The organism is Nocardia sp. CDC153 (assembly GCF_035818515.1).
Classification (GTDB): Bacteria; Actinomycetota; Actinomycetes; order Mycobacteriales; family Mycobacteriaceae; genus Nocardia.
In genome coordinates this window covers 1774648-1795803 of record NZ_JAYKYU010000001.1, presented here as the reverse complement: position 1 = coordinate 1795803, position 21156 = coordinate 1774648, and the positions used below count along the sequence as shown (strand labels likewise).

Annotated in this window: 19 protein-coding genes; 16 read left to right on the top strand and 3 right to left on the bottom strand. The window is 67.3% G+C overall.

What is annotated here, in order from left to right; genetic code table 11:
* Positions 1 to 245: 245 nt before the first annotated feature.
* The 3 genes from glnA to VMT65_RS08265 all read left to right on the top strand — a co-directional run bounded on the left by glnA (position 246) and on the right by VMT65_RS08265 (position 3853).
* Positions 246 to 1682: a type I glutamate--ammonia ligase gene (gene glnA / locus VMT65_RS08275; protein WP_326307362.1), complete on the top strand. Its 1437-nt coding sequence runs from the start codon at positions 246 to 248 to the stop codon at positions 1680 to 1682.
* Positions 1683 to 1825: 143 nt separating this feature from the next.
* Positions 1826 to 2845 (top strand): hypothetical protein, encoded by a 1020-nt coding sequence (locus VMT65_RS08270; RefSeq protein WP_326307361.1) that lies wholly within the window; start codon positions 1826 to 1828, stop codon positions 2843 to 2845.
* A 150-nt stretch (positions 2846 to 2995) separates the two neighbouring features.
* Entirely contained in the window at positions 2996 to 3853 is an 858-nt protein-coding gene (locus tag VMT65_RS08265) for a tyrosine-protein phosphatase (RefSeq protein WP_326307360.1), read from the top strand.
* 97 nt (positions 3854 to 3950) lie between these two features.
* Here the strand turns inward: VMT65_RS08265 and VMT65_RS08260 are convergent, their stop codons facing one another.
* On the bottom strand, positions 3951 to 4415 hold the full coding sequence (locus VMT65_RS08260) for a TY-Chap domain-containing protein (protein ID WP_326307359.1): 465 nt from the start codon (positions 4413 to 4415) through the stop codon (positions 3951 to 3953).
* 495 nt (positions 4416 to 4910) lie between these two features.
* On the opposite strand from VMT65_RS08260, the gene VMT65_RS08255 reads away from it, so the two are divergent.
* The 10 genes from VMT65_RS08255 to VMT65_RS08210 all read left to right on the top strand — a co-directional run bounded on the left by VMT65_RS08255 (position 4911) and on the right by VMT65_RS08210 (position 15245).
* A complete protein-coding gene (locus tag VMT65_RS08255; protein ID WP_326307358.1) occupies positions 4911 to 5567 on the top strand; it encodes a hypothetical protein in 657 nt (218 codons plus the stop codon).
* Between the two features lie 213 nt (positions 5568 to 5780).
* Positions 5781 to 6629: a helix-turn-helix domain-containing protein gene (locus VMT65_RS08250; protein ID WP_326307357.1), complete on the top strand. Its 849-nt coding sequence runs from the start codon at positions 5781 to 5783 to the stop codon at positions 6627 to 6629.
* Between the two features lie 37 nt (positions 6630 to 6666).
* Positions 6667 to 7101: a tRNA (N6-threonylcarbamoyladenosine(37)-N6)-methyltransferase TrmO gene (tsaA, locus tag VMT65_RS08245; RefSeq protein WP_326307356.1), complete on the top strand. Its 435-nt coding sequence runs from the start codon at positions 6667 to 6669 to the stop codon at positions 7099 to 7101.
* A gap of 37 nt (positions 7102 to 7138) precedes the next feature.
* Positions 7139 to 8344 carry a PucR family transcriptional regulator gene (locus VMT65_RS08240; RefSeq protein ID WP_326307355.1) on the top strand — a complete coding sequence of 402 codons (1206 nt, stop codon included), beginning with the start codon at positions 7139 to 7141 and terminating at the stop codon, positions 8342 to 8344.
* Between the two features lie 178 nt (positions 8345 to 8522).
* On the top strand, positions 8523 to 9980 hold the full coding sequence (gene lpdA / locus VMT65_RS08235) for a dihydrolipoyl dehydrogenase (protein WP_326307354.1): 1458 nt from the start codon (positions 8523 to 8525) through the stop codon (positions 9978 to 9980).
* An 11-nt stretch (positions 9981 to 9991) separates the two neighbouring features.
* A complete protein-coding gene (pdhA, locus tag VMT65_RS08230) occupies positions 9992 to 11128 on the top strand; it encodes a pyruvate dehydrogenase (acetyl-transferring) E1 component subunit alpha (protein WP_326307353.1) in 1137 nt (378 codons plus the stop codon).
* A gap of 19 nt (positions 11129 to 11147) precedes the next feature.
* Entirely contained in the window at positions 11148 to 12131 is a 984-nt protein-coding gene (locus tag VMT65_RS08225; protein ID WP_326307352.1) for an alpha-ketoacid dehydrogenase subunit beta, read from the top strand.
* A 15-nt stretch (positions 12132 to 12146) separates the two neighbouring features.
* Positions 12147 to 13439 (top strand): dihydrolipoamide acetyltransferase family protein, encoded by a 1293-nt coding sequence (locus tag VMT65_RS08220; RefSeq protein WP_326307351.1) that lies wholly within the window; start codon positions 12147 to 12149, stop codon positions 13437 to 13439.
* A gap of 322 nt (positions 13440 to 13761) precedes the next feature.
* Positions 13762 to 14664 carry an oxygenase MpaB family protein gene (locus VMT65_RS08215; RefSeq protein ID WP_326307350.1) on the top strand — a complete coding sequence of 301 codons (903 nt, stop codon included), beginning with the start codon at positions 13762 to 13764 and terminating at the stop codon, positions 14662 to 14664.
* Between the two features lie 176 nt (positions 14665 to 14840).
* Positions 14841 to 15245 carry a DUF4240 domain-containing protein gene (locus VMT65_RS08210; protein WP_326307349.1) on the top strand — a complete coding sequence of 135 codons (405 nt, stop codon included), beginning with the start codon at positions 14841 to 14843 and terminating at the stop codon, positions 15243 to 15245.
* A gap of 24 nt (positions 15246 to 15269) precedes the next feature.
* Here the strand turns inward: VMT65_RS08210 and VMT65_RS08205 are convergent, their stop codons facing one another.
* Positions 15270 to 16127, bottom strand: a complete 858-nt coding sequence (locus VMT65_RS08205) for an ADP-ribosylglycohydrolase family protein (protein ID WP_326307348.1) — start codon at positions 16125 to 16127, stop codon at positions 15270 to 15272.
* A 112-nt stretch (positions 16128 to 16239) separates the two neighbouring features.
* Positions 16240 to 16914: a GNAT family N-acetyltransferase gene (locus VMT65_RS08200; RefSeq protein WP_326307347.1), complete on the bottom strand. Its 675-nt coding sequence runs from the start codon at positions 16912 to 16914 to the stop codon at positions 16240 to 16242.
* A gap of 178 nt (positions 16915 to 17092) precedes the next feature.
* Between VMT65_RS08200 and VMT65_RS08195 the strand changes: the two genes are divergently transcribed.
* From VMT65_RS08195 to VMT65_RS08185, 3 genes are all read left to right on the top strand, one after another.
* Complete coding sequence (locus VMT65_RS08195) at positions 17093 to 18754, top strand: CocE/NonD family hydrolase (RefSeq protein WP_326307346.1); 1662 nt, start codon at positions 17093 to 17095, stop codon at positions 18752 to 18754.
* Positions 18755 to 18758: 4 nt separating this feature from the next.
* Positions 18759 to 20129 (top strand): M20/M25/M40 family metallo-hydrolase, encoded by a 1371-nt coding sequence (locus VMT65_RS08190; protein WP_326307345.1) that lies wholly within the window; start codon positions 18759 to 18761, stop codon positions 20127 to 20129.
* Between the two features lie 156 nt (positions 20130 to 20285).
* Positions 20286 to 21125 carry an alpha/beta hydrolase gene (locus VMT65_RS08185; RefSeq protein WP_326307344.1) on the top strand — a complete coding sequence of 280 codons (840 nt, stop codon included), beginning with the start codon at positions 20286 to 20288 and terminating at the stop codon, positions 21123 to 21125.
* The last annotated feature ends 31 nt before the right edge of the window (positions 21126 to 21156 follow it).

Below are 21156 nucleotides of genomic sequence, written 5' to 3'. Positions count from 1 at the left end.
TTCAGAGTCTTAACAGCCGCTTCCGGCAGCTCAATGGCAGTATGTCCCTGCTGGTCGAGCATTGCTCGGCGACCGCTGCGGCGTCCACATGAACCCGGGGGCACCGCCGAACCCCCGGCCAGCTGTGCGTGTAACACTGGCGAAACACAGCCTTGATTGCAGGGAAACACCGCATCCATACCGTGTGGTCGCGACGAACCCATGCAGTCACCACTGGCTGGGAACCGATCCGTAAGGAGTACTAAGTGGCGTTCAGCACGGCCGACGAGGTCATCAAGTACATCAAGGAGGAGGAGGTCGAATACGTCGACGTTCGGTTCACCGACCTCCCCGGTGTGCAGCAGCACTTCTCGATCCCGGCGAAGGCGTTCACCGCTGACCTCGCCGAGGAAGGTCTCGCGTTCGACGGTTCGTCCGTCCGCGGCTTCCAGTCGATCGACGAGTCGGACATGCTGCTGCTCCCCGACTTCAGCACCGCGCGGATCGACCCGTTCCGTGCCGCGAAGACGCTGAACCTGAACTTCTTCGTGCACGACCCGTTCACCCGTGAGGCCTACTCCCGCGACCCGCGCAACATCGCGCGCAAGGCGGAGGAGTACTTGCGCTCGACCGGCATCGCCGACACCGCGTACTTCGGTGCCGAGGCCGAGTTCTACATCTTCGACTCGATCCGCTACGACTCGGCCATGAACGGCGCGTTCTACGAGATCGATTCGATCTCCGGTTCCTGGAACACCGGTGCCGAGTACAACGCCGACGGCACCCCCAACCGTGGCTACAAGGTTCGCAACAAGGGCGGCTACTTCCCCGTCGCGCCGTACGACCACTACGTCGACCTGCGCGACAAGATCTCGACCAACCTGCAGAACGCGGGCTTCGAGCTCGAGCGCGGCCACCACGAGGTCGGCACCGCCGGTCAGGCCGAGATCAACTACCGCTTCAACACCCTGCTGGGCGCCGCTGACGACCTGCAGCTGTTCAAGTACATCGTGAAGAACACCGCGTGGGCCGAGGGTAAGACCGTCACCTTCATGCCGAAGCCGCTGTTCGGCGACAACGGTTCGGGCATGCACGCCCACCAGTCGCTGTGGAAGGACGGCAAGCCGCTGTTCCACGACGAGGCCGGTTACGCGGGCCTGTCGGATCTGGCGCGTCACTACATCGGCGGCATCCTGCACCACGCCCCGTCGCTGCTGGCGTTCACCAACCCGACCGTGAACTCCTACCACCGTCTGGTGCCGGGCTACGAGGCCCCCATCAACCTGGTGTACTCGCAGCGCAACCGCTCCGCGGCCGTGCGTATCCCGGTGACCGGTTCCAACCCGAAGGCCAAGCGCATCGAGTTCCGCGCGCCGGACTCCTCGGGCAACCCGTACCTGGCGTTCGCCGCCATGCTGATGGCCGGCATCGACGGCATCAAGCGCAAGATCGAGCCGCTGGCCCCGGTCGACAAGGACCTCTACGAGCTCCCGCCGGAGGAGGCCAAGAACATCCCGCAGGCCCCCACCTCGCTGGCGTCGGTCATCGACAAGCTCGAGGAAGACCACGACTACCTCACCGAGGGTGGCGTGTTCACCGAGGACCTGATCGAGACCTGGATCGACATCAAGCGCACCCAGGAGATCGCCCCGGTCAACCTGCGTCCGCACCCGTACGAGTTCGAGCTCTACTTCGACGTCTAAGTCGAAGGCGCGCAAGCGATCTCGTGGAGCCCCACCCGCCTCGGCGGGTGGGGCTCCGCCCGTTTTCGGGGCCGATGCACGGACCAGCGGGTTTGTGGAGAATTGGGGCAGCGGGAGCGAGCGGGCGAACGAGGTGCGGTTCCATGTCCGACGACAAGAAGCTGGTGGTCGTGTCGGGCGGTATGCCGCTGGTGATTCTGGCGGCCGGGTGGGTCATCTTCGTCGGGCCCGTGCGGCCGCCGAGCGAGTCGTTGGTGGCGGCGGTGGTCACCTTCGCCGGTGCGGTGCTGACCTCGTCGGTGGCGTTGATCGGCCATATCTTCAAGCGGCAGGCGGACAAACGGCTCGAGCGCGAGAGCCGGGAGAAGCGCGATCGACTGCGGCTGGACGCGGCGATGCGGGCCGGTGAGCTGCTCGCCGCGGAGGGGACGCAGACGACGCCGGCGGTGGTGGCGTCGGGCCTGCTCGCGCTGACGAACCTCGGTCAGGAGCTGCTGGCGGTGACCCTGCTGGTGGATCTGTGGAAGGAGCACAACTCGCAGGTGTCCTCGGAGACAGCGGTTCTCGTCATCGACAAGGCGCTGCGCAGCGCGGACCACACCGTGCAGTTGGTGGGGGCCGAACTGCTCTGCCGCAATGCGGAAAGGCTCGATCCCTGTCAGTCGCTGCACTGGCCGAGCGCGCTGGAGGGGACGTGGAATCCCCGGTTCAGCAGGCGAACCAAGCTGCTGATCGTGGAGGCATTGGTCACCATGGCGCTGGCCGCGCCCGCCAGCGAGGGCGCGATCCGGGCCGTCGCGGTCCGGCTGTACGCGTTCTGGGAGGCCGAATCGGACTGCCCCCGCACCCGCGGCTGCATCGGGAAGCTGTTGAGCGCGTTGCGGACTCGCCTGGACCATCTCGGCTACAGCGACTTCCTGCAGGGCAATCGCGAGGTGCGATTGGCACAGCTCGACGCGGCCGCCGCCACCGCCCACACCGGCCCCGACGGCTTCCTGGATCAACTCTCAGACAAACTCGCCGACCGCCTCGCCGCCTGGTCCGCGGCCTGCGAGGACCAACCCGCCACCTCCGGACGCCTCTCCAGCGCCGAATGCGGAACCCCCCACCCCGAAAAGCCCCCGGCCCGGCGAAGACTCGAATCCATCGCACGAGCCGGGTGACGCCTTTCGCGGTGGAACTCCTTGTCCCAGTGGGCGGAATGGGATGTTCGGTGGGTGGGCGCGATCCTGGGGAAGGGCAGTAGGGCGGCGTAAGCGGTCTTAGCGTCGCGGACTGTGAAAACTAAACGTTTTGCAAGACTTCGTATTTCGATGCTCGCTCTGAGTGCTGTCGTGGTGGCCGCCGTGGGATTCGGGGCGGGGGCCGTGCCGGTCGCGCGGGCGGATGCCACGCAGATCACCTTGCAGGGGGCGGTGAATGTGCGGGATGTCGGCGGGTACGTCACCTATACCGGCGATTCGACCAAGTCGGGGAAGGTGATTCGGGCCGATGCGCTGGGTAAGTTGACCGATGCCGATGTGCAGAAGCTCGGGACGCTCGGGATCAAGAGTGTGGTCGATTTTCGGACGGCGGCCGAGGTGCAGGGGATGGGGGCGGACAAGTTACCCGCCGGGCTGAGTGCGGTGTCGCGGCCCATCGATGATGGGGGCATCTATTTGAAGACGGCGCAGGCGATCGGGTCCAAGGATCCGGTGCAGCAGCAGGCGTTGCTCGGGGACGGTAAGGCCGAGCAGATCATGCGGAACGCCTACACCAATTTCCTGAGCGCGGACGCGACGGCGAAGTTCGGGCAGACCATCAAGGAGATAGCGGCCGCGCCGGGCGCGTTTCTCTATCACTGCACCTCGGGCAAGGACCGCACCGGCTGGATGACGTATGTGCTGTTGCAGGCGGTCGGGGTGCCCGAGAGCGTCGCGCGCCAGGATTACCTGTTGTCGAACCAGTACCGTGCCGCCGCTGACGCCGCTCTGCGGGCGCAGCTGAAAGCTGCCGGGATCATGCAGAATCCGGATCTGCTCATCCCCTTGCAGATCGTCAGCGACGACTATCTGAATGTGGCCGTCGATCAAATGAAGCAGCAGTACGGCGATTTCGGCAAATACCTGACCAAGGGCCTCGGCCTGGACGCCGGAACCATTCTGCGCCTGCACGAGAACCTGGTGGGCTGACCACCGACACGGTGCCTCGCACAACAACACGGTGCCTCGCGCCCCTCGGGTGCGAGGCACTAGCGCGGGTCGGGGTGATCGAAATGGGTTGCCGCGCTTATGACGCTCCGGCCGATTTGATCGCGGCCAGGGCCGTGAGGTCCAGTTCGCGGGACATGTCGGACCAGCCGGTAGCGCGTAGATCGTCGGGCGTGGGGACGCCGAGGGCCTCGTGTAGGCCGAGGGCGACGGAGCGGGCCAGGTCTTCCAGGCCGCCGCGGGAGATGGGCCAGAGCAGGGTGCGATGCCAGTTCTCGATGTCGTGCTGGGGGACGGGTGGCGTCCAGCCCAGCTCGCGTAATCGGCGGTCGGCGGCGGCGGAAATGGGTTCGGCCAGATAGTAATCGCCGGTCAGCTCGGCGGTGAGTTTGATGTCGAACTGCTGGATCTGGACGTAGCGGTTGCCGGTGGCGGCCAAGATCAGAGTCGCGCGCGAGGGCAGTTTCGCGAAGCAATCGGCCAGTGCGTGAACGAACACGTCCCAGTCGGTTGTCGCCTGCTCGTTTCGACTCCCGGTGCCCATCGTCGCCGATCATACGCCGTCAAATCCGGGCTGGACCCGAAATATTTTGGCGCACAGTCCGATCTGCGGAAATCGCGCTGGTGTCAGCGCCAAACCGCGCGAGTATCGCGACGGAAACCGCGGCGGCGTCGACTGGGACCGCCGCGGTTTCCGGGTGATCGGCTACCGCCGCCGGGGATTCGTGGCGGGGCCGAGTATTGCGAGCGGCGTGCGGGCGATCATTCGCGCGTCACCCGACGGTAGGGCCCGTACATCGGCGGTGAAAAAGCGCCGCCAGCGCAGTTTGCCCATTCCACTCCCTTTCCGACATCCCGGGCGGATCGGTTTTGTCCTTTCCGCTCGGCAAATCATTCTGCCAAGCGGGCGACGTTGCGGCCGTTAATCTTTCGTGAATATCGACCGAGTGGCTCCGGATCGAGCTCGCCCAGCAACACCGGGCCGAGGGCGGGTGCGATAGGGTTCCGGGTCGTACGGCAGACGATCGGAGTCGGGTCTATGAACGGGGCGGGATCTTCCGCACAACAGAGTCGCGCCACCCCGAGCGAACCCACGCGAAGCCGCCGAGCCTGGGCCTGGATCGCCGGGGCCGCCGTGCTCACCGCCCTCGTCGCCATCGCGGCAATCCTTGTGACACACGGTAAGTCATCCGTTGCCGCCGAGGGACCGACCTACCACGACCCGGCCGACGAGTGCGCGCTCATTTCGGCCGCCACGGTCACCAAACTCACTCCGGGCGCACCCTGCAAACGCAGTCCGAATAATCCGTTCAATCCGGACGAGATTGTCCACACACCCAGCTGGGCGGTCGAATCGTTCACTCGCCCCACCAGCATCCAGGTGACGCTGCGACTGACGTCCACCGCCTCGAAGTCCTACGCCCACGCGAAATCGTCCCTCGCGGAGAGCTACACGACCCAGCTCACCGCGCCGACCGTCGCCGCCGTCGCACCGGCCGATATCGGGGTGCGGGTGCGGGACGCCTTTCTGATCAGCGGTGCTTCCCGGGCGATTCCGGGGCGCTCGGAAGCCCGCCTGGTGTTCTGGTCGGGAAACATGGTCGCCGACATCACCTTCGCCGACTGGGCGAACGTCGGCGATATCGAGGCGACGGTGAAAGCTGTCGGCGCCGAACTCTTCGCGAACCTGCGGTGAGCGCGACACCGCTGCCCGCGAACGGCTTCCCGGTGACCTTGCCACGCCATTGATTTCGCGTCGCCGACGAGCACGATGCCGGTGCTGGAATCGTCGATGCCGATGCCCCCTTCGCAGCGGCATCGACGGTCCGCAGCCGAGGTTAGCTGCGAGGTATCGGAATCCTATATACCCATTTTGGGCAAGTCGGTAGGGCACACAGCAAGGAGCGACATGACCGAAAAGGCTTCGCGGTCACGGAGGGTCGGTGCGCAGCCGGGCGGATCACGTCGCAACCGGACGTATCCGCCCATGGACCGGATCGAGGACGCCTTCGGCCGTAAACAGTCGTTGATGGACGCCTTGGACGCGACCGCGCGGGCGGCCGGGGTGACCCGGGAGGACTTCGCGCGGGCACTGAATCAGTCGGTGGCCAGCGTCACCAAATATTTCCGGATGGAGCGGCAGGCGACGCCCGAGCAGATCGACACGATGTGCGAGGTACTGAACATGCCGAAGGTGTTCGGGCCCAATATCGCCGGCGCCCTCATGCCGTGGCTGACCGTCGTCGAGACCGGAAGCTTTCCGCCGTCCTGGGGCAGCGGCGATCTCGAACTGCTGCGGTCGATCGGCAGCCCGGCGGCGTATCTCGCGGGGCCGCAGCTGTATCCGATGGCCGTCAACGAGGCTTGGAAGGCCTACTTCCCGTGGATGCCGGAACCGACCGCGGATACCCGGCCCAATCTCATCGTGGAAATTCTGTGCAATCCCGGCGCAGCGCACACCTTCGGTGATTCCTGGCGCTCAGCCTGCCGGTGGGCGGTGCAGCACCTGGTGTTGTTCGGCGCGCACAAGGTGCCGAACGAGGAGCTCGGGTTGCTCTTCGAGCAATGCCGCCGGGGCAATCCGGATTTCGACGAATACCTGATCCCGATCCCGGGGGAAGCCCACTTCACGGAGACGACCACCTGGACCATCCTGTGCCCGGACGGCGCGCGCCGCCCGCACACCGTGAAGATACTGGGCCAGAAATGGCAGTTCCCGGAGGCCTGGGACCTCCTGGTGTTGACCCCGATTCCCTAGAGACTGTTTACCCGATTCCCAAGAGACAAGGAACGGCATGCCCTCCGACGACCTCACCGGCACCGAACGATTCGAACTGCGCCCGGTGGGCCGGGTCAGCTCGCCGCTCACCGACCGCACCGACGCACCCCGCCAACCCGACGAGGACGCCCCGCCCGCCGACATCCTGCTCGAGCCCGAATTCGCCGCCGCCGCGGCCGATCTGCGCCCCGGCATGCGGGTCATCCTGCTCACCTGGCTGCACGCCGCCCGCCGCGACACCCTCGCGGTCCATCCGCGCGGCGACCGCACCCGCCCGCCCACCGGTGTCTTCGCCACCCGCTCACCCGACCGACCCAACCCCATCGGCCTGCACGAGGTCACCATCACCGCGGTCGGCGAGGCCGGATTCACCGTGGCCGGATTGGAGGCCATCGACGGCACGCCGATCCTCGACATCAAGCCGGTCCTGGGCTCGATCGAGACCCGCTGACCGGTTCGCGCACCCCGGCGGGCGTAAGTTTGTGCGCATGGCGGCTCCCAGGCATCCGGCACCGACGCTCGGTACCCAGCGTCTGGCCGCCGCCTGCCAGGCCGAGGTGCCGGAACTGACCAAACGCCTGATGGCGGCCATTTTCACCGACAACCCGGAGTGGACCGACTACACGGCCGTGCCGCGCGCGGATCTGCGCGACGGGTGCAAGCGGTATCTGACGCGAATCCTGGATCTGTTGGGCGGGCAAGAACCGGATCCGGACGGCGACGATGTGGCCGCGGCCATCGGCCGGCGACGCGCCGAACAGGGCGTCCCCCTCGAGGCCATGCTGCGCACCTTCCGGTTGGGCGGTCAGATCGTGTGGGAAGCCTTGCTGGACAAGGCCGATGACATGGGGTCGAGCGAGATCCGGCAGGTGGGGTCGGTGATGTGGGCGGTGGTCGACGGGATGTCGTCGGCGCTGGTCACCTCCTATCGCAATACCGAGCTGGATCGGGTGCGCAGCGATGAGCGGCGCCGGCATTCGCTCATGGAGGATCTGCTGGCCGGGCGCGCGCACGACGCCACCTTCGCCGCGCGGGCCGGGCGCGAACTCAATCTGCCGCCGACCGGGGCCTATCTCGTGGTGGTGGCCCGGGGTGAGAGCGGGCCGCCGCTGCACATGGGAGCCGAGACGGCGCTGGGGGTTTCGGGTATTCGGTCGGTGTGGCACGACCGGGTGGATTCGACGGTCGGGCTGGTGTCGCTCGAACATCGCGACAGTTCGGCTGTGCTGCAACAGCTTCGGCCGTTGATTCGCGGCCGGGCGGGGGTCTCGCCCGCGGTCGCGGGGCTGGCGGGCGTCGATACCGGGCACGGGTTGGCGGTGCTCGCCCTGGAGACGGTCCCGGGTGAGGACACCCCGGGTCTGCTGGTCTCGCTGGACGAGCGCTATCCCGAGGCGCTGCTGCTGCGCTCCCCCGATCTCACCGAGCTGCTCGTGAACCGCACCCTCGGCCCGGTGCTGGAACTGCCGCGCAAGGAACGCGACATTCTGCTCCAGACCCTCGCGGTCTGGCTGGCCGAGAACTGCTCGGCGGCCAATGCCGCGCCCAAACTCCACTGCCATCGCAATACCGTCATCAACCGCCTGCAGCGCATCACCCTGCTGCTGGGTCGTCCGTTGGAAGGCCAACGGTCCTACCTGGAACTTTCCCTCGCGCTGGCCGCCCTGGAGCTGTCCGACACCCCGCGCGACTGAGCCGCGAGAAGCCCGCTACCGACGGGTATGAATTGTGCTCTCAGCACAGTCGATTCCCGTCATATATGGGCTGCTAGAGCCTTGTTTGTGCATTTGGCGACCGACAGACTCGATCGGAATGACCCGCATCACAACCGATGGCGGGTCTGTGAGTACATCGAGATGAGGAGCACCACGAGTGCCGGAATTCGATCTTCTGGTGATCGGCGGCGGCCCGGGCGGATATGTGGCCGCCATCCGCGCCGCTCAGCGGGGCCTGAATGTGGGCCTGGTGGAGAAGGAGCGCCCGGGCGGGGTCTGCCTGAACTGGGGCTGCATCCCGACCAAGGCGATGCTGCGCTCGGCCGAGGTCTTCCACACCATCGCGCACGCCGCCGACTTCGGCATCTACGCCGACAACCTGCGCTTCGACTACGCCGCGGTGCGGCAGCGCAAGGACGGCATCGTCAAGGAACTGACCGACGGTGTCGCGGGTCTGCTCAAGGCCAATGGCGTGACGGTCATCGAGGGCCACGCCCGCTTCACCGGGCCCACGACCGTCGAGGTCGTCGAGGCCGGGCCGTCGCCGATCTTCGAGGGCGGCCCACGCTACGCCGCCGCCCCGACCGCCAACGCGGTGCGGACCGTAAGCGCCAAGGACGTCATCATCGCGACCGGTTCGGTTCCGGCCGTGCTCCCGATTCCGGGCGCCGATCTGCCCGGCGTGATCACCTCCGACGGCGCGTTCGGTCTGACCGAGGTCCCGAAGCGGCTGGTCGTCATCGGCGGCAGCGCGGTCGGCGCGGAGTGGGCCAACCTGTTCCACGAGTTCGGCGCGGACGTCACCGTGGTGGAGATGCAGGATCGCCTGGTTCCGTTGGAGGACAAGGAGATCGGCACCGCGCTGGTGCGCTCGTTCACCAAGCGGGGCATCAAGGTGCTGACCGGCGCGACCGTCACCGCCATCGCCGAAGCCGGTAACGGCCTGTCCGTCACCGTCGGCGGCGCGAAGCCGCAGGAGCTGCCCGCGGACGTGGTGCTGGTCGGCGTGGGTCGCCGCCCCAACACCGCTGAGCTGGGCCTGGATGTCGCCGGAATCGACACGGACGCACGCGGTTTCATCCCCGTCGACGAGCACCTGCGCACCGGTGTCGAGCACGTGTACGCCATCGGCGATGTCACCGGCAAGGCGCTGCTCGCGCACGTCGCCTCGCATCAGGGCCTGGTCGCCTCCGACACCATCGCGGGCCACGCGGCCCACATCGACTACAACGTCATCCCCGCCGCGACCTTCACCCACCCGGAGATCGCCAGCGTCGGCCTCACCGAGGACGCCGCCAAGGCCGCGGGCCACGACGTCATCGTCGCCAAGTTCCCGTTCGCGGCGCTGGGCCGGGCCAAGTCCTTCGGCGATCAGGAGGGCTTCCTCAAGATCGTCGCCGGTGCCAAGCACAAGGACGTCCTCGGCGTGCACATCATCGGCCCGTCGGCCTCGGATCTGATTACCGAAGGGGCCCTGGCGATCTCGCTCGAGGCGACCCTCGACGAGCTGGCCGAGACCATCCACGCCCACCCCACCCTCGGCGAGATCGGCATGGAGGCCGCCCTGGTCGGGCTGGGCCTGCCGGTTCACGTCGCGCCGCCCCGGAAGCGTTGAGGAGTTCGCTCATGACCACCACCACCGCAGCGCCGCGCAAGTCGGCGCGCAAGGCCGGCAAGGCCGCCGACGTATCCGCTCTTGAAAAGGGCACAGCCGAGACCGCCGAAAAGCTGCTCGGCGGAGCCGATTTCGGCGGCGCGGATGCCAACGACCTGCTCGAGCTGTACACCGACATGTTGTTCATCCGCCGCTTCGAGGAGCGGACCGCGCAGGCGTACCAGCAGGCCAAGATCGGCGGCTACTGCCACCTGAACCTGGGTGAGGAAGCCACCGTCGTCGGCGTCGGAAAGGCCATGCGGCCCACCGACTACCTGTTCACCAACTACCGCGAGCACGGTTACGCGCTGGCCAAGGGCATCGAGCCCGGCCGCGTCATGGCCGAGCTGTACGGCCGCTCCACCGGCACCTCCAAGGGCTGGGGCGGGTCGATGCACATGTACGACACCGCCACCCGTCTGCTCGGCGGTTACGCCATTGTCGGCGGCCAGGTTCCGCTGGCCATCGGCGCGGCGCTGGCCATCGACTACCGCGGCGGCGACGACGTCGTGGTGTGCCAGATGGGTGAGGGCACCACCAATATCGGCGCCTTCCACGAGTCGCTGAACATCGCGGCGCTGTGGAATCTGCCCGTCGTGTTCCTGGTGATCAACAACCAGACCGGCATGGGCACCACCGTCGAGAAGTCTTCCGCCGAACCGGATCTGTGGAAGCGCGCCTCCGCCTACCGCATGCGCGGTGAGCGCGTGGACGGCACCGATGTGCTGGCCGTGCGCGAGGTCGCCTCCGACCTCATCGAGACCGCGCGCCGCGAGGGCAAGCCCGCGCTGCTCGAGGCCGTCTCCTACCGGCTCAAGGGCCACTCGGTGGTCGACCCGGCCAAGTACCGCACCGAAGAGGCCGTCTCGGTCGCCGTCGGGCACGACCCGATCGTGCTGTGGCACGAGCGGCTGCTCGAAGCCGGTGTGCTGAGCGAGGATTCGGCCGCCGCCATCGAGGCCGACGTCAAGGAGCGCGTGCGCGCGGCCGTCGATTTCGCCGACTCGTCCCCGCACCCGGACCCGGCCACCCTGTTCGATTACAACTACGCGACCCCGGTCGCGGGCGATTCCCGTCGCCTGCCCGGCGATGCGCTCTTCACCTTCTAAGGACATCACCGTGGCTGTCATGACCTACCGTGAAGCGCTGCGCGAGACCCTCCGCGAGGAGATGCAGCGCGACGACGACATCTTCCTGATCGGCGAGGAGATCGGCGTCTTCGAGGGCTCCTACAAGATCACCGCCGGCCTGCTGGCCGAGTTCGGCGAGAAGCGGGTGCGCGACACCCCGATCGCCGAAGAGGGTTTCGTCGGCGCGGCCATCGGCGCCGCCATGCTGGGCCTGCGCCCGGTCGTCGAACTCATGACGATCAACTTCTCGCTGCTGGCGCTGGACCAGATCGTCAATCACGCCGCCAAGATCTACGGCATGTTCGGCGGTCAGACGTCGGTGCCGATGGTCATCCGCACGCCCGGCGGCGGTGGCCAGCAGTTGGGTGCGACGCACTCGCAGAACATCGAGCTGTACTACGCGTTCGTGCCCGGCCTCAAGGTCGTCGCGCCGAGCACCCCGGCCGATGCCAAGGCGCTGCTCAAGGCCGCCATCGACGATGACGATCCGGTGCTGTTCCTCGAGAACCTCTCGCTCTACAACACCAAGGGCGAAGTGCCCGACGATCTTCCGGCCGCCGAGCTGGGCAAGGCCGCGGTCACCCGCGAGGGCACCGACATCACGCTGATCGGCTACTCGCGCATGGCGACCGTGTGCACCCAGGTCGCGGAAAAGCTGGCCGCCGAGGGCATTTCGGCGGAGGTCGTGGACCTGCGCAGCCTGCGCCCGCTGGACCGCGACACCATCGTCGCCTCGGCCAAGAAGACCGGCGCGGTCGTGATCGGCGAGGACGACTGGCTGACCTACGGCATCGGCGCGGAGGTCGCGGCGTCGATCTCCGATGGCGCGTTCGACTACCTCGACGCCCCCGTGCGCCGCGTGGCCATGGCCGAGGTGCCGCTGCCGTATGCCAAGCCGCTCGAGAAGCTGGCGCTGCCGTCGCCGGATTCGCTGTACAAGGCCGCCCTGGAAACCCTTGCCGCCGTGGGCAAGCGTCGCTGAGACCCGGAAGGAAACATGTCCGAAGTAACCATGCCCCGGCTCTCCGACACCATGGAGGAGGGCATCGTCTCGGCCTGGCTCAAGCAGGTCGGCGATCAGGTCAAGGCCGGTGAGATTCTCGCCGAGATCGAGACCGACAAGGCGCTCATGGAGCTCGAGGCGTACGAGGACGGCGTCCTCGAGCAGATCCTCGCGGAGCCGGGTACGACCGTGGCGATCGGTGAGCCGATCGCGTTGCTGGGTGATGGCAGTGGGGCTGCGGCTCCGGCCGCTTCGGCTGCCGCTGCTCCGGCTCCCGCCGCTGCCGCTCCGGCCGCCGCGTCCGCCCCGGCTCCGGCCGCTCCCACCGCCGCTGGCGCGCAGGCGGTTTCGGCTCCGGCCGCCGGAAACGGCAGCGCCCCTGTCGAATCCGGTGACCGCAAGAAGTCGTCGCCGCTGGCCCGCAAGGTCGCCAAGGAGCTCGGCGTCGACATCAATGCCGTGACCGGCACCGGTCCCGGCGGCCGCGTCACCAAGCAGGATGTCGAAACCGCGGGCAGCACAGCCGCTCCGGTGGCCGCACCGGCCGCTCCGGCCGCCGCCGCGCCCGCCCCGGCCGCCGTTGCGCCCGCGACCGGCGACTACGACGAGATCCCGTTGACCAACATCCAGCGTGTCTCGGCCCAGCGTCTGACCGAGTCCAAGCAGCAGGCCCCGCACATCTATCTCACCAGTGCTATCGATGTGACCGAGCTGCTCGCCTTCCGCGCGCAGATCAACAAGACCCTGGAGGAGACCGGCTCCGGCAAGGTCAGCGTGAACGACCTGCTGGTCAAGGCGGTCGCCACCGCGCTGCGCCTGGACCCGGCCGTGAACGTCTCCTTCGCGGGCGACAAGCTGTTGCGGCACAAGGCGATCAATATCGGCATCGCCGTGGCCACCGACGCGGGCCTGTTCGTCCCCGTCATCCACGACGCCGACCGCAAGAGCGTGTCCGCCATCGCGGCCGAGGGCAAGGAGAAGGCCGGTCGCGCCCGCGACCGAAAGCTCAAGGGCGAGGACATGTCCGGCGGCACCTTCACCATCTCCAACCTGGGCATGTTCGGCATCGAGCAGTTCACCGCCGTCATCAACCCGCCGGAGTCCGCGATCCTCGCGGTCGGCGCGGCCCAGGACGAGCTGAAGCTGGACGGCGAGAAGGTGGTGTCGCGCAAGATCCTGCGCGTCACCCTGTCGGCCGATCACCGTTCCATCGACGGTGCCGTCGCGGCCCGCTTCCTCCAGCAGCTCAAGGAGCTCATCGAGCACCCGCTGCGCATCGTGACCTAGTCACTGTGTACACGGTGACCTAGTCACTCCCAGACCGCCGTCCGATTTTTTGATCCAGGATCGGACGACGCAGCCCGCCACCCGGCCCGCGCGGCATCCCATGCCACGCCGCGCGCCCGGGAGCCGAACTCACCCGGCGGCGGGTAGAAACGCCGGATGGCGTGGACCGGGTTACCCGGCCGGTCCCGCCATCCGGCGTTTCGTGTTTCCGGGGGACGTGACGGTTGCCACTCGGCCGACATGATGAGAAGATTCGGTAGTAAGTCTCTCATCCTGTCGACGAGTGGCAGTTGGCAGGAACGGTTGATCAAAGGAGATCACCATGACCGCCGCCATCCAGCTCGAGCAACAGGCGCGCCCCGAACGTCGCCCCTTCGGCCCGGACACCCGCCTCTGGGAAGACACCGGGCTGATCACCTTCTCACTCACCGCCGGCTCCGCGTTCCTGTTGCAGACCATGGAACCGACCATCGCCGCGGTGGTGGACGAGCACTCGACCTTCCGCACCGATCCCATGGGTCGCGCGATGCGGAGTCTCGCCTCGGTGATGATGTGGGTCTACGGCGGTGACGAGGCGCTGGCCGAGGCCGATCGGCTGCGGAAGATGCATGCCAGCCTGAACACCACCGACGCACAAGGGCGTAAGCATCAGGCGTTGTCGTCCGGCCCGTGGGCCTGGGTGTTGCACACCGGCGTCTTCGCCTTCACCGAGGGCAACAAGTACTTCTCGGCGGACAAGCTCACCGACGCCGACAAAGAGGCGTACTACCGAGAAACCGTCCAACTCATGCGCAATTTCTCGGTGGCCCCCAAGGAGATTCCGGCCACGTACGCCGAGTGGGAGCCCTGGTTCTGGAACCAGGTCGAAAACCATTTGGAGGTCACGAGTGTCGCCTACGACTACCTGAAAGTGATCCGAAAGATCGCCCCGCCCAAGCAGATTCCCCGCCCCCTACACCCGGTCTGGCGAGCCGCCACCACCCCGGTCGGCCGCCTCCAATACTTCTTCACCGTCGGCACCACCCCGAACATCGTGCGCGACAAGCTCGGCCTGGAGTGGACCGCCAACGACGAACGCGCCCTACGAGTCCTGGGTTGGCTCATCGGCCGCACCATGCCCCTACTCCCCGAACGCATCCGCTACTTCCCCATCGCCTACGAGGCCCGCAAACTCGAACGCGACCGCGCCCGCCTCCGCAAAATGATCAACCTCCGCCCAATCTGACCACCTGCCCACATCGCCGAATCCTGAAGGCACCCAAGGCCCGATGTCTGCGGGCTCTGCTACCGTCCGGCGGTGTGGGCATGATCTCGACACCAGCCGAGGAGTCTCGGTTCTGGGACCTGATAGAGTAGGCGTGGGAACGTCTCGGTACCGAGCCGAACCAGCTGCGGAGCCGGTTGGTCGACCGCGGCAGCGACGACGAAGCCTATGCCGTCGACAAGTACCTCGACGAATTCCTCGACCAGTTGCGGAACCTGACCCAGGACATGTCGGCTCAGGAATTGACCGCGTTGGACCGGGTGCTAGAACGCAAGCTGTACAACATCGACCGCGCCGACATCCAACAGGTGATTGACGGTTCCGACGACGGATTTCTCTACTGCCGAGGCTTCATCGTCGCAATGGGCCAAACCTTCTACGATGCGGTCGCGGCCGACCCCACCGTCGCGGTACTAGACGCCGAGTGCGAGGCAATGTGCTACTTCTTCGCGCACATCCACAACAACCACTTCGGCACTTTCCCCAACACCGGTTCCAACATTTCGCGAGAATCAGCATCCAACCCTGCCGGCTGGTCATGATCTACCGGCCACAGTGAAATTCGGTCAGAGGATCGCCCACGATGGGAGAGGTTCTCTGGCGGAAAGCCATTCTCGCGGTACGCCTCTGAGGTTGGCTCGGTTTCCGATGCCGGTATGGGCGGCCACGATGCCGCCGGCGATGGCGGCGGTGGTGTCCGCGTCACCGCCGGCTTGGATGCAGGCGGTGATGGCGGCGGGGTAGTCGTGCAGGTGGGTGGCCGCGACCCAGAGGGTGAAAGGGACTGTGTCCTGGGCGCTGACGCGGGCACCGTTTCCGAGTTCGTACGCGGCCTCGGCGAGCGTGTGGCCCAGCAGTTCCCGGGCTCGGCGAATACCCGCGCAGGTGTGCCCGTCGATCAGGTACGGGTCGACCGCGGCGAACAGTTCCGCTGGTGTGCAGCCTGTTTCGCGAGTGGCGGCGGCGTGGCTGGCGGCGACGGCCACGGCTATCGCGCCGACGATCGCCTCCGGATGGCGGTGGGTGATCTCGGCGGAGCAGGCCGCGTGAATGGCGGCTTGGTCCGGGTTGTCGGCGAAGTGGGCTCCGAGTGGGGCGACGCGCATGGCCGCTCCGTTGCCCCAGGAACCACGTCCGTCGAATACGGCCGCGGCCGCTTCGTCCCAGGGCCGCCCGTCTCGGATCTGGTGCAGCACAACGACCGTGCCGGCACCGTAACCACGGTAGGGCTCACAGCGGTCGGCGAACGCGGTCGCGAGTGCGTCGCGATCGATGCCGCCGCGGGTTCGGATCTCCGCGTGCACCGAGCACGCCATCTCGGTGTCGTCGGTCCAGGGCCACGGTCCGGCGGGTGGCCGTCCGGCGAGAAGGTCGGGAATCGAGCTGCCGGGCACGAAGAATTGGGCGCCGAGTGCGTCCCCCACTGACAGGCCGTCTAGGCTGTCACGAGCGAAATCGGATGGATGCGGCATACCCGGGCCATACTGCCAACGGCGATCGGTATCCGCAATGGCCGAATGTCGTGGCGGTATCCGGCTAGCTCGTTGGCTGGGTGAGTCGGGTCGTGAGGCCTGCTCGGACCTTTGGCCAGTCTTCGGTGGTGATGGAGAACAGGACGCTGTCGCGGATGGTGCCGTCGGCGCGGCGGAATTGACGGCGTAGGGTGCCTTCGTATTTTGCGCCCAGGCGGGCTATTGCTTGTTGGGAGCGGTGGTTGCGGACGTCGGTTTTGAGTTGTATTCGGCCGACGTTCAGGGACTCGAAGGCGTATTCGAGTAGGAGGAGCTTGGTTTCGGGGTTCACGGTGGTGCCCCAGACCGAGGGGGTGTAGACGGTGAAGCCGATTTCCAGGGCGGCGTCGCGTGGGCGGACGTCCAGGTAGGCCGTTAGTCCGAGGATCGCTCCGGGCGGGTTCGGGCCGATCGCCTCCTGTGAGCGAACGGTCCACAGCTGCCAGTCGGCCAGGGAATCTCGTTGCCGCAGTAGCTCGGCCAGTTGTTCCGGCGCATCGGGCCGGCCCGGGATGTGTGCCCATACGCGGTCGTGGTCCAGCGCTCGGAACAGCTCTTCCGCGTCGTGTTCCGGATCGACGGTCGCCAGCTCCACCCGCTTCCCCGTCAGCACCGTCGCCTCCGGCACGGGCCACACCATCTCCGGCCACACCTCGTCCTCCGGCCGAGGATCGGGCACCACCTGAAACCGCTCCGACATCTCCCACTCCCCTCACGTACTCCCCCATATCCTCCACGAGCCGAGATCAGGGAGCTGCCACGGTGGGGAATCGGACACTTTTCCGCATTGAGAGCTCCCTGATCTTGAAACGCTCGCGGGGTGATGTGCACCCCGGTTCCTGGGGCTGGTTCGGGGCGGCGTGTTCTACCAAGGTCAAATGGTGATCATGCGGATGGTGGTGTGGCGCGCGCCGGTCGGCGTGCTCCTGGTGGTGGGCGTGGTGGCGGCGCCGGGGCGCGCGGCTGCGGCGGATACGGCGTATCAGTGGCATGAGGAGTTCATTACGTCGGCGGACGGGACGCGGTTGCACGCGGATGTGTTGCGGCCGGTCGGGCTGGCCGATGACGTGCGCACGCCGGTGATCATGACCGTCAGCCCGTATCGGGCGCATCTCATGCGGTTGAGCGAGCCGCGGCCCAAGGGCGGGCCGTCCACCGATGATCTGCCGGTGTCGACATTTCTGCAGGCCGGGTACACCTATGTGATCGTGGATCTGCGCGGGTTCGGCGGCTCGAACGGCTGCCCGGATTTCGGCGGCCCGGGTGAGCGCTCGGATGTGAAGGCGGCGGTGGAATGGGCTGCGGGACAGCCCTGGTCGACCGGGAAGGTCGGATTGAACGGCGTCTCGTACGAGGCTTGGACCGGGCTCATGGGCCTGGCCGAGAAGCCCGCGGGGCTGGCGGCGGTGGCCTCGTTCGAACCGGTCGTGGATCCCAACGCGTACCTCTACATGCAGGGCATCGCGTGGAAGTTCTCCCTCAAGCCGATCAGCGAAAACGGTTTTCGGCCGGGCGATTTCGCGGGCTTCGAGCATTTGCTGATCGCGTCCACGCCGCCGTATCCGACCGATTCGGACGAATACAAGGCGAATGCCTCCAGCATCGATCCGGCCTGCTATTCGCATTACCTCGCCGAAACCTCCAACCATGACGCGAATTCCGCGTGGTGGCGGGATCGGGATCTCGTGGAGAAACTGCGCGGCAATACGATTCCGCTGTTCCTGGGCCAAGGGTTCGTCGACTACAACACCAAGGCCGATCGCGTGTTCCAGCTGTGGAATTCGCTCGGCCCCGGCGATCACAAGGCCTGGTTCGGCCAATGGGGGCACCAGGACTGCACCGAGAAATGCGGTGCGCCGCAGTTCACTTCGGAGCTGCTCGGTTTCTTCGACAAGCATGTGGCGGGCAAGGACGTGACGGTGCCCGGCCCGCGCGTCACGGTCGGGCAGTTCGACGGCCGCTGGCGGTCGGAGGCCGCGTGGCCGCCCGCCGACAGCCGGGCCTTCGATATCGATCTGCGGCCCGGCCGCTACAACGACCGCGGACTGATCCCCGGCTCGGATCGGGAGATCTGGACCGTCTCCCAGCCTTTGGAGCAGGACCAGCACATCTCCGGCACGGCCACGGCCACTCTCGACCTGGACGGTCCCGCCGCAGCCAGCGTCACCGTCGAGGTCTACGACATCGCGCCGGACAATCGCGCCACGGTCATCACCCGCGGCATCGCCCCGGTCACCCCGACCGCGCAGGTTCGGCTGCTCGGCCAGGACTGGCCGCTCGCGGCCGGACACCGCCTCGGCATTCGCGTGACCGATGTCGTCGACGACGTGTGGGCGCATGCTCCCGCCTTCGCTCCCGTCACGGTCACCGCGGCCCAACTGCACCTGCCCCTGCTCGGCACGATCCGCACCCCCGATCTGCCCGGCGACGCGGGCGAGTCCCTGGTCAAATGGCGAAACAAGAAGACGGTCTCGCTGGACCCCGATGTGGTGAACAATGCCACTGTGACCATCAACTTCCCCGCCCGGACCGGCGGTTAAGCCGATGACCAGGACCGCACCGGCTGACGAGCCGACCGTCGACGAAGTCACCGCCGAGCGCCTGGCCGTGGCGCTGCGCTGCCGGACCGTGTCGTACGAGGATCGCGAGCGGATCGAGCTCACCGAATTCGATCGGCTCGCCGAACACCTGGAGCGGTCGTTCCCGCTGGTGCACAAGCAGCTGGCGGTGGAGACCTTCGGGCACAGTCGGCTGTATCGGTGGGCGGGCAGCGCTGGCAAGGACGACTCCGAGAGCGCGGCGATTCTGCTGGCGCACATGGATGTCGTGCCGGTCGACGATCTCGACGGGTGGACGCATCCGCCGTTCGACGGTGTGGTGGACGACGAGTTCATCTGGGGGCGCGGGGCGATCGACGACAAGAGCCGGGTGCTGGCCATTCTCGAGGCGGTCGAGCAGGCGCTGGCCGAGGGGGTGCAGCCCGCGCGGACCGTGTACCTGGCCTTCGGGCACGACGAGGAGATCTTCGGGTCCCAGGGTGCGGGGCGCATGGCCGCGCGGCTGGGGGCGGTCGGGGTGCGGGCGCGGCTGCTGCTGGACGAGGGCGGCGTGATCACCACCGGGGTCGCCGACGGTATCAACGTGCCGGTGGCCACGATCATGGTGGGCGAGAAGGGATTCGCCACCGTGCGCCTGTCGGTGTCCGACATCGGCGGGCACTCCTCCATGCCGGGACGGCAGACCGTGGTGGGTCGGCTGGCGCGGGCGGTGGCGCGGATTCAGGACAATCCGTTCCCATTGCGTCTGACCCCCGTGAGCATCGACATGCTCTCGCGCATACGGCAATTCATGTCCGAACCACGGCGAACGCTGGTCGGACTGGTGAATTCGGCGGGTCCGGTGGTGGCGCGGGTGCTGGCGGCCCGGCCGCAGACCGAGGCGTTGGTGCGCACCACGACCGCGCCGACCGTGATCCGGGGTGGCGTGAAACCCAATGTGCTGCCGCAGAAGGCCGAGGCGTTCGTGAATTTCCGTATCCTGCCCGGGGATTCGGTCGCCGACGTGCTGAAGCACTGCCGAAAGGTGGTGCGCGACAAGGGCGTGACCATCGAACTCGAGGGCACCACCTCCGAGCCCTCCGACAATCCCGCCGCGGGCCCGGACTTCGAGCTGGTCGCCGAGATCGCCCGCGAAGTGGTGCCGGGCATCGCCGTCACGGTGGGCGTCGTCCCCGGCGCGACCGACTCCCGCTATTACGACGAGCTGGCCGCCACCCGCTGCAATTTCGCGCCGATCATCCTGACCGCCGCCGATCTGGAGCGCATCCACGGCACCGACGAGCGCATCTCCCGCGCCGACTACGCCCGATTGATCCGCTTCAATCGTCTGCTCATCGATCGACTGGCCGGCTTCTGAGGCAATGTCCCGCCCGGGACGCGATTTCGGACCGATCCGCCCCGTCGCGCGCCGGATGCGCGAGAATGACCGCGCCGGTACGCGACAATTCGGGCGGACACCGCGATGGCCGCGGCATCCCGGCAGCCTGACCACCTCGATCCGAAGGGAGCGGCGATGACCCGCAACGAGACCGGCGAATTCCAGGGTGCGGGCGGCCGCGTGTACTGGCAGGCGTGGCTGCCGGACGGCGATCCGCGTGCCGTCGCCGTGCTTGTGCATGGGTATGCCGAGCATTCGGGTCGGTACGCGCATGTGGCGCGGCGGCTGACCGAATCCGGGTTCGCGGTGTACGCGCTGGATCACACCGGGCACGGCAAGTCGGAGGGCGCGCGGGCGAATATCGGCTCCCTCGACACCGCCGCCGACAATGTCCGCACCATGCTCGCCACCGCGACCGGCCGTCACCCCGGCCTGCCGAGTTTTCTCATCGGCCACAGCATGGGCGGCCTCACCGTGGCCTACTTCGCCGTTCGTGATCAGCCCGAGGTGACCGGCATCGTGCTGTCCGGCCCGGCCATCGATATCGAGGCGGGCAATGCGATCCAGCGCGCGGCCGCCCCGCTGGTCTCGAAGTACCTCCCGAATCTGCCTGTGGTGAAACTGGATTCGACGCTGGTCAGCCGCGATCCGGAGGTGGTGCGCGCCTACGACGAGGACCCGCTGGTCCATCACGGCGGCGTCCCCGCCCGCACCGCCGGTGAAATGCTCCGCGCGGGCGAATACGTGAAATCGCACCTCGACCGCCTGACCTCACCCCTGCTGGTCCAACACGGCACCGCCGACGGCCTCGCCTCCCCCACCGGCTCGGACATTCTCGAAAAGCAAGCCGCCGCAAACGACAAGACGGTCATCCGCTACGACGGCCTCTTCCATGAGATCTACAACGAGCCCGAACAGGACAAGGTCCTCTCCGACCTCACCCACTGGCTCGAGGCCCACCTCCCGACCGCGTAGCGGCCGCACCCGGTCATTCCCGGGGCCGGGC

Excerpts from the sequence above, each read along its gene's own strand:
- VMT65_RS08270 (WP_326307361.1), top strand. The coding sequence starts at position 1,826 with ATGTCCGACGACAAGAAGCTGGTGGTCGTGTCGGGCGGTATGCCGCTG.
- VMT65_RS08190 (WP_326307345.1), top strand. The coding sequence starts at position 18,759 with ATGACCAGGACCGCACCGGCTGACGAGCCGACCGTCGACGAAGTCACC.
- VMT65_RS08200 (WP_326307347.1), bottom strand. The coding sequence starts at position 16,914 with ATGTCGGAGCGGTTTCAGGTGGTGCCCGATCCTCGGCCGGAGGACGAG.
- VMT65_RS08240 (WP_326307355.1), top strand. The coding sequence starts at position 7,139 with ATGGCGGCTCCCAGGCATCCGGCACCGACGCTCGGTACCCAGCGTCTG.
- VMT65_RS08260 (WP_326307359.1), bottom strand. The coding sequence starts at position 4,415 with ATGGGCACCGGGAGTCGAAACGAGCAGGCGACAACCGACTGGGACGTG.
- VMT65_RS08220 (WP_326307351.1), top strand. The coding sequence starts at position 12,147 with ATGTCCGAAGTAACCATGCCCCGGCTCTCCGACACCATGGAGGAGGGC.
- VMT65_RS08185 (WP_326307344.1), top strand. The coding sequence starts at position 20,286 with ATGACCCGCAACGAGACCGGCGAATTCCAGGGTGCGGGCGGCCGCGTG.
- VMT65_RS08250 (WP_326307357.1), top strand. The coding sequence starts at position 5,781 with ATGACCGAAAAGGCTTCGCGGTCACGGAGGGTCGGTGCGCAGCCGGGC.
- VMT65_RS08225 (WP_326307352.1), top strand. The coding sequence starts at position 11,148 with ATGACCTACCGTGAAGCGCTGCGCGAGACCCTCCGCGAGGAGATGCAG.
- VMT65_RS08265 (WP_326307360.1), top strand. The coding sequence starts at position 2,996 with ATGCTCGCTCTGAGTGCTGTCGTGGTGGCCGCCGTGGGATTCGGGGCG.
- pdhA (WP_326307353.1), top strand. The coding sequence starts at position 9,992 with ATGACCACCACCACCGCAGCGCCGCGCAAGTCGGCGCGCAAGGCCGGC.
- VMT65_RS08255 (WP_326307358.1), top strand. The coding sequence starts at position 4,911 with ATGAACGGGGCGGGATCTTCCGCACAACAGAGTCGCGCCACCCCGAGC.
- VMT65_RS08195 (WP_326307346.1), top strand. The coding sequence starts at position 17,093 with ATGGTGATCATGCGGATGGTGGTGTGGCGCGCGCCGGTCGGCGTGCTC.
- VMT65_RS08215 (WP_326307350.1), top strand. The coding sequence starts at position 13,762 with ATGACCGCCGCCATCCAGCTCGAGCAACAGGCGCGCCCCGAACGTCGC.
- tsaA (WP_326307356.1), top strand. The coding sequence starts at position 6,667 with ATGCCCTCCGACGACCTCACCGGCACCGAACGATTCGAACTGCGCCCG.